The organism is Nonomuraea sp. bgisy101 (assembly GCF_057708945.1).
The window spans coordinates 117641-131679 of record NZ_JBYITD010000008.1; the positions used below are offsets into that span (position 1 = coordinate 117641).

Genomic DNA, 14039 nt, shown 5'->3' on the forward strand with positions numbered 1-14039 from the left:
CACTGAGCACCACCGGTGAGCACCACTGAGAAAGCCGGTTCGCGTTCGCGCGGACCGGCTTTTTCGCGTCGTCGATGTTTGTCGATCTCCGAACCGCGCATGGTCATGGACCACACAAAGGAGATCACCATGCTGTTCGACGTCCCCCCGGTCCATTTCGAGCGGTCCGCCCATCCGGCGGCGGAGCGGATGCTGCGCGAGGTCATCCCCTCCAGGCTGCCGGGCGGGCTCGCCCTCGTGGCCAAGGACTGCGGAAAGCCCGAGGCGCGCTGGGACCACGAGCGGCGCCGCATCGTCTACTGCTACGAACTGGCCACCACGACGGACGCGACGATGAAGGGCATCGCCGAGACCGAGGAGTCGGGCGACCCGGCCGCCACCACCGCAGGCGCGCTGACGGCCGTCCTGCACCAGCAGATGGGCCACGCCCTGATCGCGCTGAACGGGCTGGAGGCCTCCGACGCGCTGGCGGACCGCTTCGCCGCGCTGACCCTGGCCTCCGCCGCGCCCCGGCGGGTGGTCGCGGCGGCCCACGGCCACTACCTGACGGTGGCGGGACGGCCGGAGCGGAGCTTCGACTTCGAATGCCTGCTGTACGGCGCCGACCCGAAGGCGCACGCCCGCATCGCGTCCGCCGGATGGGTGCCCGCCGAGCGCGCCCCCGGATGCGTCCGCGAGTACGGACAGGCCAGGGAGAGCCTGGGCTCCTACCTGCGGTGAGTGTCCGCAGGGATGAGTGACCGCCGGGTGCGGGGGTACCGCCCACAGTATGGAGCAGTTGAAGGAGTTCGACCCTTTCGACATCTTCGACGCGGAGGCGGCCAGGCTCGACGGCTTGTTCGCCTCGCTCGACGAGGAAGGGTGGAGCCGGCCGACCCGTTGTGAGGGCTGGTCGGCGCGCGACGTGCTCGCGCATCTGGCGGGCGAGGAGCTGTACAACCACGCCTGCCTCGACGGCGACCTGGACGGATTCTTCGCCATGGTCGAGCAGGAGGGCGTCAAGGGATTCGACCAGTTCAACGAGTGGTGCGTGCGTCAACGCCGCGACCTGCCCGTGGAACAGGTGCTGGAGGAGTGGCGGACCAAGAACGGGGAGACGCGCGAGCGGATGCGCGCGCTCGGGCGCGAGGGCGTCCTGCAGACGTCGGCGGGGCCCTACCCGGTGGATCTGCAGACCTTCCACTACGACTCCGAGTTCGCCACGCACGCCGACGACGTCGGCGCGCCCGTCTCCGAGGAGGAGCTCGACCAGCGGATCTGGTGGCGGCTGCAACTGGCCAGGCAGGTCCTGGCCGAGCAGGGCGCGAAGGTGCAGGTGGAGGTGATGGCCGATCACGTGTGGGTGTACGCCGGAGGCGCCAGCGCCAGCATGTCGTTCCCCGCGTTCGTCGAGGCCACGGTGGGCAGGACGACCCCCGACGACGAGCTCGACCCGGAGATCGCCAGGGCGCTGCGTTGCCTGGCGTGAGAGGAGCAGTAGAGGAGGCGGCCATGTGGCAGCGGCACCCTGATGGCACCGAGCCCGTCAGCGCGCGCAGCCCGCTACGGGCCAGAAAGATCATGTCTTCGATCGCGCTGCCGATCGCCCTCATGGGGACGATCGTCTTCGCGGTTCTCGCGGTGCGTTCCGGCCGGGAGGTCTGGTGGTGGGAGACCGCCATCGCCGCGGCGGTGACGCTGTTCGCCGCCATCGACCTGGGCGTGCTGCACTACCGGACGCGGCGCTGACCGTCCGGTTCACCTCCCGTCGCCCTGCCGAGGGCGGCGGCCAGTTCGGCGGCGGAGAAGGCGGGGAGCACGGCGGCCAGATGCCCGTCCGGCCTGACCAGATGGACGCTGTCGGCTTCCCCGCCGAGCACCGCCGGGTCCACGCCCAGGTCGGCCAGCGCGACCACCTCGACGGGCGCCACTCCCGCCACTTCCGCCGCGGCCGACACCCCGGCCGCCACCCTGTCCTTCCGCGCCACCAGCACGACGAAGCCCGCACCGAAGCGCTGCCGCAGCCGCCCACCCGCCACGCGCGCGTCCGGGCAGATCACGCCGGGCACCGGCGGCCGGGCGGCCCCCGGCTCGGCCGGCACCGGCACAGGGGAACGGGTGGTCAGCGGCGAGTCCACATACCAGTACGGCTCCGCCAGCTTCCCCGAGTCGATCGATCGGCGCGCCTCCGGATCGCCGACCGCCCGCTCCAGCACGCGCCTGCGCCACTCCCACTGCTCGGGGGTCTGCGGGACCAGGAACTCCATGGTCTTTCCTGTCACCGCCAGGTTGACCAGTGCGGCGGCCCGCCGTTCCAGCTCGTAGGAGTCCAGCAGCGCGGCGGGCGCGCCCCGCCGGACAAGGGCCAGCTTCCACGCGAGGTTCTCCGCGTCCTGCAGCCCGGAGTTCAGGCCGCGGGCCCCGAAAGGCGCGAACAGGTGCGCGGCGTCGCCCGCCACGAACACCCGCCCCCGCCCGAACGCCGACGCCACCCGCGAGTGGAAGCGATAGACGGTCAACCAGACGATCTCGTACGGCAGGCTGCCCGTGATCCGTCTGATCATCGCGTCGAGGTCGGCCGTACCCGGGTCGAAGCCCGGCGGCACCTGCCAGTCGATCCGCCACACCGAGTCGGGACACTGGTGGACGAGCACCTGCCGTCCCGGGTTCCACGGCGGGTCGAAGTAGAAGCGCCGCTCGCTGGGGAACGGCAGCGACGCCTTGATGTCGCAGATCAGGAACAGGTCGGCGAACGACCGTCCAGGAAAGTCGATTCCCGCCAGCCTGCGCACGGCACTGCGCGGGCCGTCCGCCCCCACCAGGTGCGTGCCGCGGACGGGACCGTCGCGGGTGAGGACCTCCACGCCGTCCCCGTCCTCGCGGTAGCCGATCACCGCGCTGCCGTACCTGAGGTCGACGAGCGGCTCGGCGGCGACGCGCGCGCACAGCAGCTCCTCCACCCGCGCCTGCGAGATGTTGATCCACGGCGGCACCGCCGCCCTGGGGAAGGTCACGGAGAACAGCTCGTGCTCGCGGAAGTAGGTCCGCCCGGTGGTCCAGGTGACGCCCTCGGCGACCATCGGGGCCGCGACCCCCACCCTGTCGAGGATGTCGAGCACGTCGCGCTGGAAGCAGATCGCCTTCGACCCCGACGGGTCACGGCGCGCCGCCGCCTCCAGCACCACCGTCGGCACCCGCCATCCGGCCAGCAGCAGCGCCGTGGCCAGCCCGACGGGGCCGGCCCCCGCGATCACGACTGGAGCTGGTCCCATACCGCCCTGTCCCGTTCCGCCGTCCAGATGATGGGCCGTTCGACGCCGTCCAGCTCGTCCCAGAGCCTGGAGACGTTGAACGGCAGGCAGTGCTCGAAGATCGGCCACCCGCCGTAGCGCGGCTCCAGCGCGGCGTGGGCGGCCTCGAAGGCCTCCTTCAGCGTGCCCGTCCTCCGGTGGACCGCGCCGACCTCGCGCAGCATCACCTCCAGGAAGTCGCGGCTCTGCCCGATCGCCGCCCCGACCTCTCTCGTGACCGCCCCCCGACCGCCGATCAGCGTCTGCGCGCCGAGGGCGGCCACCCGGTCGAGCGTGGTCGTCGACCACTCGCGGTGAAAGGCGTCGCCGGTGTAGAGGGCCGCCTTCGCCTCGACCAGGTCGCCGGCGAACAGGATCCGCTCGTGCGGCAGCCACGCCACGATGTCGCCCTCGGTGTGGCCCCTGCCCAGATGCCGCAGCTCGAGGAACCTGCCGCGGCCCAGGTCGATCCTGAGCTCGTCGGTGAACGTGAGCGTCGGCCTGGTCAGGCCGGGGATCGAGCCTGGATCGGTGAACAGGCGCGGCATCCTGCCGTACTCCGACTCCCAGTCCTGCATGCCGCGCTCCTCGATGAGGAGCCTGGTGTTCTCGTGCGCGACGATCACGTCGGCGGCGAACGCCGACGCGCCCAGCACCCTCACCGCGTGGTAGTGCGACAGGACCAGGTACCGGATCGGCTTGTCGGTGAGCTCGCGCAGCCGTTCCAGCCAGCGAAGGGCGGCGGTCGGGGTGGCCATGGCCTCGAAGCAGACCAGGAAGTCGTCGGCCTCTATCGCGCCGACGTTCGGGTCGCCCTCGGCGGTGAGCGCGTAGACGCCGTCGCCGACGGTCTCCAGGGTCTGGGTCTTCTCGGTCAGGTCGGCGGATGAGGCGAACGCGCGCATACCCGGATCTCTACCCGCGTTCTGCCGTACGGCACGCACGGAACGCGCCCGCCTCCTCCCCAGAGGACGGGCGCCGCCCGGGCCCCGCACCGCCTCGCTAGTTGATGTTGATCGTGAACGTCGAGGTCGTGTTCCTGATGTCGGTGTGGTTGCCGCTGAACCGCAGCCCGTTGAACGTCACCGACCCCACCGCGGGCCCCTGGTCGGGCTCGGGCAGCTCGTTCGCCCACAGCCCGAACCCTGACTTGGCGTCGAACGCGTCCCCGCTCTTGCGCGCTCCCGAGATCGAGATGTTCGTCAGCACCGTGTCCGTGATCGGGTTGACCGGCCGGCCGCCGATGTACTGGGTCTGGAACATGATCCCGGAGTACGTGGGATCCACGATGTCCACGTTGCTGATCCTGATCCCCTGGAACACCTTGGAAGCGGAGAACAGCCAGATCGCCGGGAACGTCTGGTTGCCCCAGAAGTGGCCGCCCGATCTGACGATCGAGATGTTCTCCAGCCGCGTCGGCGTGGTGCCGAAGCCGCGCATCGCGATGCCGAAGTCGAGCGAGCTGATCGTGGCTCCGGAGTAGGTGAGCATGTCGGCGATGTAGATGTTCCTGAAGACGTTGTCCGATCCGCCGTACACCGCGATGCCCGCGGCCCGCCAGGTGAGCGTGGCCGTCAGGTTCTCGTACACGTTGCCGGTCGTGTCGGCGTTGTGGATGTCGATCGCGTTGAACATCGCGAAGCTGTCATCGCCCGTGGTGCGCGCCTCGACGTTCCTGACCGTGTTGCCGGTGCTGCCGTTCGTCAGGTTGACGCCGTCGGCGAACGTGTCGCGGATTCGCGAGTTCGTGACGGTGACGTTGTGGATGTTGGTGCCCCACAGCATGCACATCTGGTGCTCCACCCAGATGCCGTCCATGGTGATGTTGGAGACGCCGGTCAGGTTGAAGACCTTGCCGGGCCCGTCGTTGCGTGAGGTGTAGTTGCCGAAGGAGGCGAACCCGCTGAAGGAGGAGCCGTTGGCCGAGCTCTGCACGTCGAATCCGACGTCGGTGTTCTCCTGCCCTGTGGGCGACAGGAACCTGGTGAACCAGGGCCCCGCGCCGGCGACCTTCACGGCCTTGCCGTACACCTGGAACTTCTGCGCCGTCGCGTAGTCGCCAGCGGGCAGGTACACGCCGACGAGGTTGGCGTCCTGGCGCACCTTGTCGAGCGCGTTCTGCACGTCCTGGTGGCTGAATCCCGCGGGTACGGCGTAGCGCGCCGGGTCGGGGTTGACGACGGGGACGGCCTGCTCCAGGTTGATGAAGTCGATCGCGAACGTGCCGCCGTTGGCCGCGTCCTTCTGCAGTTTGATCTTGCTGTTGGCCGCGACGGTCGTGCCGAGCAGGATGTTGGCCTCGTCGTAGATGTGGCGCGGCGGGCCCGCGCCCGGCGAGTTGCTCGGGCTCGCCTCGGCGCCGTACAGCCACGCGTACTTCGAGGTCAGGTTGATCGCCTTGAGGAAGGTGTTGTCGACGTAGATGTTCAGGGTCGAGCTGGTGCCGTCCGGGATGGAGAAGCGGGTGACCAGCGTGTTGGCCGTCGCCTTGGTGGTGAACTCGACCGACGAGCCGGTCGAGTTGAGCGTGACCGCCCTACGGCCCGACGCCTCGCCGGCCAGGTCGCCGATCGTCCTGTTCGGGCCGACGATCTGCGCGCCGCCGCCGAGCGTGCCGTCCTCCGCCTCGTACATGTCGTACGGCAGGCTCGCGCCGCGCCCCACGAACAGCGGCTCCGTCGTGGTGTTGTTGGCCCGCTTGACCGGCAGCTCGTTGGCGTCGTCGGCGATGACGGTCCTGACCGTGTACTTGCCGTCGGCCGCCGTCCACGTGCCCAGGTTCACCGGGGCGGTCGTGGCGCCGGGGTTGATGACGCCGTTGTGGGCGCCGATGAGCGTCCGCACCACGGTGCCCGCCTCGTTGGCGACGGTCAGCGTGATGCCGTGGGCGCCCGAGGCGGAGGCCTGGTTGCCCTGGTTCTTGATCGCGACGGTGAAGGTCACGGTGTCGCCCCTGGCGGGGTTGCCGGGGGTCCAGCCGACGGGCGCGGCCACCAGGTCGGCGCTGTCCACGGGTCTGACGGTCAGCGAGGTGGGGTGGTTGTGGACGTTGTTGGTCTCGTCCTGCTCGATGACCGTGTCGGCCTCGTCGACCTTGGCCGACAGGGCGTACGTGCCTGCCGTACGGGTGCCGATGTTCGCCGAGACCGTGGCGGAGGCGTTCGCGGCGAGCGCGCCGACGGCTGCGGTGCCGACCTTGGTGGTGCCCAGGTACATGGTGACGTTCGTGGCGACCGACGACTGGGTGCCGGCGTTCTTGACGGTGGCCGACAGCGTGATGGCGTCGCTCTCCACAGGGGAGGCGGGGGAGATCGTCATGCCGGTGATCGTCAGGTCGGGGTTGGGCGCGGGGACGCCGATGACCTGGAACTCGGCGACCTGGCCGTTCGGCGCGCCGGTGTTGGAGGTGATGGACAGCCGCACGTCGGCGGCCCTGCCGCTGACGGGGATCGTCACCGTGTTGCCGCTGGACGGGTTGAACGTGTACGTCGCCGACGACACCAGGTTCGTGAAGGACGAGCCGCCCTGGTCCCGGCCGAGCACCTGGATCGTCTGGGTGCGCGTGCCCCACGCGCTGTCAGGGTTGAGCTTGAGCACGATCGAGCTGAGGTCGGCGTTCGAGCCGAGCTGCACGGTCAGCGTGTTCGGGTAGCCGCCGCCGCCTTCCCAGTAGGTGGTGAGGCTGCCGTCGTTGGCGTTGGCCGGCGCGTAGATCCAGGTGGAGCCCGAGGCGGTGATCGGTTTGCCCTGGGCGAGGTTGCCGCCACCGCCGCCTGAGCCCGTGCGGGTCACGGTGTTGCCGGCGGCGGACTGGTTGCCTGCGGCGTCCTTGGCCTTGACGTAGTAGGAGACGGTGGCGCTCGCTGGCTGGTTATCCGTATAAGTCAGGACATTCCCTGTGACGCTGCCGCGAAGAGCGTTGTTGGCGTAGATGTCATAGCCGGTCACGCCCACGTTGTCGGTCGACGCCTGCCAGGTGAGCCTGATCTGCCCGGACGACGGTTCGGTGTAGGCCAGGTCGCCCGGCGCGGTCGGGGCCTGCGTGTCGGGACCCGTGACGGGGCCGTACACCTCGAACTCGCTCAGCTGCCCCGCCGGCCAGCCGGTGTTCGCGGTGAACGTCACCCGCACGTACCGGGTGCTGGTCTGCGGGACGTCGATGGTGGCCGTCGGGTTGAACGTGCGCGCCGCGGACGCGGCGAGCGTGGTGAAGCTCGAGCCGTTCGTGCTGCCCTGCACCGTCAGTGTCTGAGTACGGCTCGGCCAGCCGTTCGGCAGCTTGAGCACGACCTGGTCGACGGCGACCGCCGAGCCCAGGTCGACCTGGATCCACTGCGGGAAGGCGTTGTTCGCGCTCTCCCAGTAGGTCGCCTGATCGCCGTCGTTGGCGTTGCCCGCGGGATACACGTCGGTGTGGCTGCTCTCGGACATCTGCTTGCCCGCGGCCAGGTTGGGCCCCGCGGACCAGGCAGGGGTCGCGAGGCCGAGGACCGCCAGCGACAAGGCGGCGAGTAACGCGAGGGTGCGTCTCATAGGGCGGCCTTTCGTCATGGGGGGAGTGGCTGCACCATAAGATGACGAGCAGCTTCCTGCAATATTTCGACTGCATTTCGCAAAAGGACGACTCGCTTATGGGATCGGTCCCACGGGATGTCCGTGCTGATAGGCATGGATGGCGGAGGGTTCAGATCTCTTCATGGGAACGCAAGCGAAGCTGCAAGCACTTGCAATGACTTACACGGATCGGCGTATAGTTTGCGCATGACGCGACGACTGGCAGAGGTGGCCAAGAAGGTCGGGGTGAGCGAGGCCACCGTGAGCCGGGTGCTGAACGGCAAGCCCGGGGTCTCGGAGGCGACCCGCGAAGCCGTGCTGACCGCACTCGACGTGCTCGGCTACGAGCGTCCCACCCAGCTGCGCGGCGACCGCGCACGCCTGGTCGGCCTGGTCCTGCCCGAGCTGCAGAACCCCATCTTCCCCGCGTTCGCCGAGGTCGTCGGCGGCGCGCTGGCCCAGCAGGGTTTCACCAGCGTCCTGTGCACCAGGACCGTCGGCGGCGTCTCCGAGGCCGACTACGTCGACCTGCTGCTGCAACAGCAGGTGTCCGGCGTCGTCTTCGCCGGAGGTCTGTACGCCCAGGCCGACGCCTCGCACGAGCACTACGAGCTCATCCTCGAACGCAAACTCCCGACCGTGCTGGTCAACGCCGCCGTCGAGCACCTGGGCTTCCCCCAGGTCTCCTCCGACGACGCCGTCGCCGCCGAGATGGCGCTCGGCCATCTGCGCGCGCTCGGCCACGAACGCATCGGCATGGTGCTCGGGCCCAAGGACCACATGCCGTCCAGGCGCAAGCTCGAAGCGTTCCTGTCGCGGGGCGGCGACTACGACCTCGTCGAGTTCACGATGTTCTCGCTGGAGGGCGGCCACGCGGCCGCGACCAGGCTGGTGCGCAAGGGGGTCACGGGTGTCATCTGCGCCAGCGACCTGCTCGCGCTCGGCACGATCAGGGCGGCCAGGCGGGCGGGGCGCGACGTGCCCTCCGACCTGTCGGTGATCGGCTACGACGACTCGGCCCTGATGACCTGCACCGACCCGCCGCTCACCACGGTCCGCCAGCCGATCGACGCGATGGGCAGGGCCGCCGTCGACCTGCTCGTGGCGTTGATCGACAAGGCGGTGGTCCCGGCGGACGAGTTGCTGTTCGAACCCGAGCTGGTCGTGCGGGCCTCCACGGCCCGCGTCCAGTGACCCGGCCGACACCTCGTACACGCGCGGCCCGTCCGGCAGCCGTCAGCGCGTGATCACATCCGTCGTCAGGCCGGCACCGGGTGGGCTCCTGCCGTCCGCAGCGGCCTGAGCGCACGGGACCAGGCGATCACCTCGTCGAGCAGCTCGACCAGGGTCGGCTCCTGATGGGGGCCGGGGGCGAAGACTCCTGGCTGCGTCGGGTCGGTGATCTCGAAATCGGCGAACACCGAGAGCGCGACCTGGGTGCGCACGCTTGCGACCTTGAGCTCGGCCATGGTCAGGCGCAGGTGTTCGACCGCCCTGGTGCCGCCGTGGACGCCGTAACTGACGAATCCCGCCGACTTGTCGTGCCATTCGGCGAACAGGAAGTCGATCGCGTTCTTCAGTGAGGCGGGGACGGAGTGGTTGTACTCGGGCGTGACGAAGACGAACCCGTCGAAGGAGCCGATGGTCTCGGCCCACCTCGCGGTGTGCGCGTTGGCGTACTCGCCGAACAGCGCGGGCACCGGCTCGTCCAGCAGGGGCAGGCCGTACTCGGCCAGGTCGACCACCTCGAAACGCACGCCTTCGCGCGCGGTGGCGGCGTGCCTCTCGGCGATCTCGGCGACCCATCGGGCCACGGCCGCGCCCCTGCGGCGGGGGCGGGTGCTGCCGATGATGATGGCAATGCGGATCATCGTGTTGCTCCTCACGGCGCGGGTCATCGTGGACGGCCTCGGCGGCCCGTCCTGTGCGACACCAGGTAAAGTACAACGTGTATGGCAACAAGTAAAACGATGACTGCAAGAAAAGCGAGGAGACTCCAGTGACCAGGAACGACGCGGTGAAGGGACGGCCACGCGGCGGCCTTGCGGACAAGCGGCGCGCGATCCTCGCAGGCGCGCTGGCGGTGTTCGCGCGCGACGGCTACACCCGCGCGAGCATCGACGCGATCTCCGCGACGGCGGGCGTCTCCACGCGCACGATCTACAACCACTTCACCGACAAGGCCCAGCTGTTCCAGAGCGTCATCCAGGAGAGCGCCACTCTGGCCGCCGAGGCGCAGATCGCGATCATCGACCGCCATCTGGGCAAGGTCACCGATCTGGAGTCCGACCTGGTGGAGTTCGGGCGGGCCTTCGCCGCGCCGATGGCGGGCGAGCACGCCGAGCACTTCGCGCTGGTCCGCCAGATCCACGCGGAGGCCGGCCACATCCCGCCGGCCGCGATCGAGGCGTGGCAGGAGACGGGCCCGCGCAGGGTCCGCCACGCACTCGCGGACCGCATGCGGCACCTGTCCGAACGGGGGTTGCTCAGGGCCGGTGATCCGGAGCGCGCCGCCCTCCACCTCATGGTGCTGATCTCGGCCGCGGGCACGTTCCGGGGGGTCACGGCACCGACGGAGGAGGAGGTCGCCGAGACGGTCGCCTCCGGTGTCCACGCCTTCCTCCACGGCTACCACCCCTGACGGAACGCCCCCTTCGTCCAGGACGCCGAACACCGCGGGCCGGCCGAGCCGGCCCGGCTTGGCACCAAGACCGGCATCTCGCGGTCAATCGAGGGCTTCGCTCGATCTTTCCTGTTCAGTACGGCCGCTGCCCCACGCCGCACCATCACGGACGGCGTCATTCAGTCGTTATATTTCATTCTACTGTCAAAATATTGCAAGAATGTGTCGCTGCTGCTTATCGTGTGGACCTCCCCATCCCCATCAGAAGGGTCCAGACCGATGAGCAGCTCCCGCAGAGCACTCGGCCTGCTGATCGTCACCGGCCTCGGCCTGTCGGTCGCGGCCTGCGGTTCCACGGCCGAAAAGCCGGCGCCCGCGGCAAGCGGGGCGCCCCAGGCCGCGCCCGTCACGATCTCCGTCGGCTGCCAGCCGCCCAAGACCAACCCCCTGCAGCGCAAGGACTGGGACGACGACGTCGCCGCCTTCCAGAAGCTGCACCCGAACATCACGATCGACAGCAAGGACGGCTTCCCCTGCCACGACGTGAAGACCTACGACGCCAAGCTGGCGGGCGGCCAGATGGAGGACGTCTTCTACGGCTACTTCGGCGACGTGCAGACCGCGATCAGGGCGGGCCAGGCGGCTGACATCACCGCCTACGCCGACACGATCTCCACGCTCAAGGACATCGACCCCAGCGTGATGGCGGCATACACGGTCGACGGCAAGATTTACGGTGTTCCCCGCGGAAATTACAAGGTCGGTCTCGTCTACAACCGCAAGCTCTTCACGCAGGCAGGTCTCGACCCCAACACGCCACCCAAGACCTGGGCGGAGATCCGCGAGGCGGCCAAGAAGATCACCGCGCTCGGCCCCGGCTACATCGGCTACGGGGAGTACAGCGCGGGCAACACCGGCGGCTGGCACTTCACCCAGTCCATCTACGGCAGGGGCGGCTCCGTCGTCGACGAGACGGGCAAGAAGGCGGCCTTCAACACCCCTGAGGGCAAGGCGGTCCTGCAGAACCTCAAGGACATGCGCTGGACCGACAACAGCATGGGGACCAAGCAGCTCTACCAGTGGGACGACCTCATGCGCCTGATGGGCGCGGGCAAGATGGGCATGATCCTCGGCGCGCCCGACGTCATCACCGAACTGCACGACAACCGCAAGGCCGCATACGAGGACTTCGGGCTCGCGGCCTTCCCCGAGGCCACGGCCACACTGGGCGGTGGCGACGGCTACATGTTCAACCCCAAGGCCACTCCTGAGCAGATCAAGGCGGGTCTGCTGTGGCTGGACTACTACGTGCTGGCTCCCGGCAGGGGCCAGTTCGACTACGCGCGCCAGAAGGCGACGGGCAGGGCGGTCGGCCTTCCCGACAACAACGTCTGGGGTGACAGCCCGACCGGTCAGAAGCTGCTGGAGCTGCGCAAGACGAACGCCACGCTGCCGCTGGAGAACTTCTCCGCCTACGTGGACGGGATGGCGAAGGTGCCGCTCAAGCTCGAGCCGCCCATGAACCAGCAGATCTACCAGATCCTCGACACCCCGATGTCGGCCGTGCTCACCCGGCAGGACGCGGACATCGACAAGCTGCTCGCCGAGGCGGAGACCAAGGTCAACGACGTTCTGAGCAAGTCCACCAGCTGACCCCCGCCTCGCCCGTCCCGACCGCTCGCGCGGTCCGGGCAGGGCCAGGGTCCCCGCCGCCGTCACCGCCGGCGGGGACCCAGCAGCCATGATCCACAGGAGTGACCCCTTGAACGTAGCAAGCATGGGACGAAGGCCCCCGTCCAGAACGGGCCGGGCGGTGAAACGCAACCTCACCGCCTACGGCTTCCTGAGCGCCGCCCTGATCTGCTTCGCCGTCTTCTCGTGGTGGCCGATGATCCGCGAGGTTCTCCTGAGCCTCCAGGAGAACAACTTCGTCGACCCCCCGACGTGGGTCGGCCTCGACAACTTCGCGACGGTCATCGAGGACCCCGCCTTCGCCCAGGCCTGGATCAACACCGCCGCCTTCACCGGCCTGGCGCTGCTGATCGGCTACATCGTCCCCTTCACCGCGGCGATCGTCCTCAACGAGCTCCGCCACGCCAAGGCCTACCTGCGGTTCGTGGTCTACCTCCCGGTGATGCTGCCCCCGGCCGTGTCCGTGCTGCTGTTCAAGTGGTTCTACGACCCGGGCCCCGGCCTGTTCAACCAGATCCTCGGCTTCTTCCACCTGCCGCCGCTCGCGTGGCTCGACTCGACCGACACCGCGCTCATCTCCCTGGTCATCGTCTCCACCTGGATGAACCTCGGCAGCGGCACGCTCATCTACCTGGCGGCCCTGCAGACGATCCCGAGCGAGCTGTACGAGGCGGCGGAACTCGACGGCGCGGGCCTGTTCAAGCGCATCTGGCACGTCACCATTCCCCAGACCAAACTGATCCTCCTGGTGATGCTGCTGCTGCAGGTCATCGCGACCATGCAGGTGTTCATCGAGCCGTTCATGCTCACCGGCGGCGGGCCCGAGAACGCCACCGTGACCGTCGCGTACCTGATGTACCAGTACGCGTTCAACTTCGGGAACTTCGGCGGCGGTGGCGCGATGGGCCTGATGCTCATGATCGTGCTCATCGTCTTCTCCGCCGTGTACCTGCGCGTTTCGCGGGAGACCTCATGATCGCCACCGCCGTACGGCACCGCAGGCCGAAGCCGCGCAGGCTCGCCCAGCGCCGCATCGAGACGCGGTTCCGCACCCTGGTGTCGCCGCACCAGCTCAACACCCGCAAAGGCCGGACGATCTACTGGATCGTGCTGGTGGCGATGGTCGCCGGCTTCACCGCGGTCTTCATGTTCCCGCTCTACTGGATGGTGACCGGCGGGCTCAAGACCCCGGAGGAACTCGACCAGATCCCGCCCACGCTGATCCCGCGGAACCCCAGCTTCGACGCCTACATTGAAGCGTGGAACCTGCTCGACCTCGGACTGCTGCTGAAGAACACCGCCCTCTACGCGGCGGGCGCCTGGCTGTTCACGCTGGCCGTCGACGTGGCCGCCGCCTACGCGCTGTCGAAGCTGCGCCCGATGTTCGGCAAGCTGATCACCGGCCTGATGCTGGCCACGCTGATGATCCCGCCGATGGTCCTGATCCTGCCCCTGTACGTGACTGTCGTCGACCTGGACCTGCTCAACACCCCGTGGGCGATCTGGCTGCCCGCGGCGGCCAACGGCTTCAACATCTTCCTGCTCAAGCGCTTCTTCGACTCCATCCCGAGAGAGCTCATCGAGGCGGCCGAGATGGACGGCGCGTCGCCCGTGCGGATCCTGTGGTCCATCGTGCTGCCGGTCTCGCGGCCCATCCTGGGCGTCGTGTCGATCTTCACCGTGGTCAACGTGTGGCGGGACTTCGTCTACCCGCTGCTCGTGCTGCCCGACACCGACCGCATGACGGTGAGCGTCGCCATCAACTCGCTGTCGCAGACCATGCCGACCAACGCGCTCACCGCGGCCCTGGTGATCGCCAGCATCCCGACGATCGTCATCTTCCTGTTCTTCCAACGGCACATCATGGCGGGCCTCACCGCCGGAAGTCTCAAGGGTTAGGA

12 protein-coding genes are annotated in these 14039 nt (G+C 68.8%); 8 read left to right on the top strand and 4 right to left on the bottom strand.

Going from position 1 to position 14039, the window contains the following annotated elements; translation table 11 throughout:
- Nucleotides 1–129 precede the first annotated feature (129 nt).
- The 3 genes from AC3EO4_RS17065 to AC3EO4_RS17075 are packed head-to-tail and all read left to right on the top strand — an operon-like array spanning nucleotide 130 to nucleotide 1728.
- A complete protein-coding gene (locus AC3EO4_RS17065) occupies nucleotides 130–720 on the top strand; it encodes a DUF4344 domain-containing metallopeptidase (RefSeq protein ID WP_431896487.1) in 591 nt (196 codons plus the stop codon).
- Nucleotides 721–769: 49 nt separating this feature from the next.
- Entirely contained in the window at nucleotides 770–1468 is a 699-nt protein-coding gene (locus tag AC3EO4_RS17070; RefSeq protein ID WP_431896489.1) for a maleylpyruvate isomerase family mycothiol-dependent enzyme, read from the top strand.
- Nucleotides 1465–1728: a DUF6343 family protein gene (locus AC3EO4_RS17075; protein ID WP_379576533.1), complete on the top strand. Its 264-nt coding sequence runs from the start codon at nucleotides 1465–1467 to the stop codon at nucleotides 1726–1728. The genes AC3EO4_RS17070 and AC3EO4_RS17075 overlap by 4 nt, the downstream gene beginning before the upstream one ends.
- Here the strand turns inward: AC3EO4_RS17075 and AC3EO4_RS17080 are convergent.
- The 3 genes from AC3EO4_RS17080 to AC3EO4_RS17090 form a co-directional block, all read right to left on the bottom strand.
- Nucleotides 1710–3251, bottom strand: a complete 1542-nt coding sequence (locus AC3EO4_RS17080) for an FAD-dependent monooxygenase (RefSeq protein ID WP_431896491.1) — start codon at nucleotides 3249–3251, stop codon at nucleotides 1710–1712. The two genes, AC3EO4_RS17075 and AC3EO4_RS17080, sit on opposite strands and share 19 nt — an antisense overlap.
- The gene (locus tag AC3EO4_RS17085) at nucleotides 3230–4174 is read right to left on the bottom strand and encodes an MBL fold metallo-hydrolase (protein WP_379576537.1); all 945 of its coding nucleotides are present in this window, start codon (nucleotides 4172–4174) and stop codon (nucleotides 3230–3232) included. Before AC3EO4_RS17085 ends, AC3EO4_RS17080 begins: the two co-directional genes overlap by 22 nt.
- 97 nt (nucleotides 4175–4271) lie before the next feature.
- Nucleotides 4272–7802: a discoidin domain-containing protein gene (locus tag AC3EO4_RS17090; RefSeq protein ID WP_431896492.1), complete on the bottom strand. Its 3531-nt coding sequence runs from the start codon at nucleotides 7800–7802 to the stop codon at nucleotides 4272–4274.
- Nucleotides 7803–8030: 228 nt separating this feature from the next.
- Between AC3EO4_RS17090 and AC3EO4_RS17095 the strand changes: the two genes are divergently transcribed.
- Nucleotides 8031–9017, top strand: coding sequence for a LacI family DNA-binding transcriptional regulator (locus tag AC3EO4_RS17095; RefSeq protein ID WP_379576541.1), 987 nt, complete (start codon nucleotides 8031–8033; stop codon nucleotides 9015–9017).
- Nucleotides 9018–9082: 65 nt separating this feature from the next.
- On the opposite strand, the gene AC3EO4_RS17100 is transcribed toward AC3EO4_RS17095, so the two are convergent.
- The gene (locus AC3EO4_RS17100; RefSeq protein ID WP_379576543.1) at nucleotides 9083–9694 is read right to left on the bottom strand and encodes an NADPH-dependent FMN reductase; all 612 of its coding nucleotides are present in this window, start codon (nucleotides 9692–9694) and stop codon (nucleotides 9083–9085) included.
- 128 nt (nucleotides 9695–9822) lie between these two features.
- Here AC3EO4_RS17100 and AC3EO4_RS17105 point away from each other — a divergent pair, with 128 nt between their 5' ends.
- The 4 genes from AC3EO4_RS17105 (at nucleotide 9823) to AC3EO4_RS17120 (ending at nucleotide 14037) form a co-directional block, all read left to right on the top strand.
- Nucleotides 9823–10464: a TetR/AcrR family transcriptional regulator gene (locus AC3EO4_RS17105; RefSeq protein ID WP_431896494.1), complete on the top strand. Its 642-nt coding sequence runs from the start codon at nucleotides 9823–9825 to the stop codon at nucleotides 10462–10464.
- A gap of 261 nt (nucleotides 10465–10725) precedes the next feature.
- Nucleotides 10726–12099: an ABC transporter substrate-binding protein gene (locus AC3EO4_RS17110; RefSeq protein ID WP_431896495.1), complete on the top strand. Its 1374-nt coding sequence runs from the start codon at nucleotides 10726–10728 to the stop codon at nucleotides 12097–12099.
- 160 nt (nucleotides 12100–12259) lie between these two features.
- Nucleotides 12260–13114, top strand: coding sequence for a carbohydrate ABC transporter permease (locus AC3EO4_RS17115; RefSeq protein ID WP_431896497.1), 855 nt, complete (start codon nucleotides 12260–12262; stop codon nucleotides 13112–13114).
- Nucleotides 13111–14037 (top strand): carbohydrate ABC transporter permease, encoded by a 927-nt coding sequence (locus AC3EO4_RS17120; RefSeq protein WP_431896499.1) that lies wholly within the window; start codon nucleotides 13111–13113, stop codon nucleotides 14035–14037. The genes AC3EO4_RS17115 and AC3EO4_RS17120 overlap by 4 nt, the downstream gene beginning before the upstream one ends.
- Nucleotides 14038–14039 lie beyond the last annotated feature (2 nt).

What these genes read in the sequence shown, in the direction of transcription:
- AC3EO4_RS17065 (WP_431896487.1), top strand. Translation starts at nt 130, where the DNA reads ATGCTGTTCGACGTCCCCCCGGTCCATTTCGAGCGGTCCGCCCATCCG.
- AC3EO4_RS17080 (WP_431896491.1), bottom strand. Translation starts at nt 3,251, where the DNA reads ATGGGACCAGCTCCAGTCGTGATCGCGGGGGCCGGCCCCGTCGGGCTG.
- AC3EO4_RS17100 (WP_379576543.1), bottom strand. Translation starts at nt 9,694, where the DNA reads ATGATCCGCATTGCCATCATCATCGGCAGCACCCGCCCCCGCCGCAGG.
- AC3EO4_RS17120 (WP_431896499.1), top strand. Translation starts at nt 13,111, where the DNA reads ATGATCGCCACCGCCGTACGGCACCGCAGGCCGAAGCCGCGCAGGCTC.
- AC3EO4_RS17070 (WP_431896489.1), top strand. Translation starts at nt 770, where the DNA reads ATGGAGCAGTTGAAGGAGTTCGACCCTTTCGACATCTTCGACGCGGAG.
- AC3EO4_RS17085 (WP_379576537.1), bottom strand. Translation starts at nt 4,174, where the DNA reads ATGCGCGCGTTCGCCTCATCCGCCGACCTGACCGAGAAGACCCAGACC.
- AC3EO4_RS17090 (WP_431896492.1), bottom strand. Translation starts at nt 7,802, where the DNA reads ATGAGACGCACCCTCGCGTTACTCGCCGCCTTGTCGCTGGCGGTCCTC.
- AC3EO4_RS17095 (WP_379576541.1), top strand. Translation starts at nt 8,031, where the DNA reads ATGACGCGACGACTGGCAGAGGTGGCCAAGAAGGTCGGGGTGAGCGAG.
- AC3EO4_RS17110 (WP_431896495.1), top strand. Translation starts at nt 10,726, where the DNA reads ATGAGCAGCTCCCGCAGAGCACTCGGCCTGCTGATCGTCACCGGCCTC.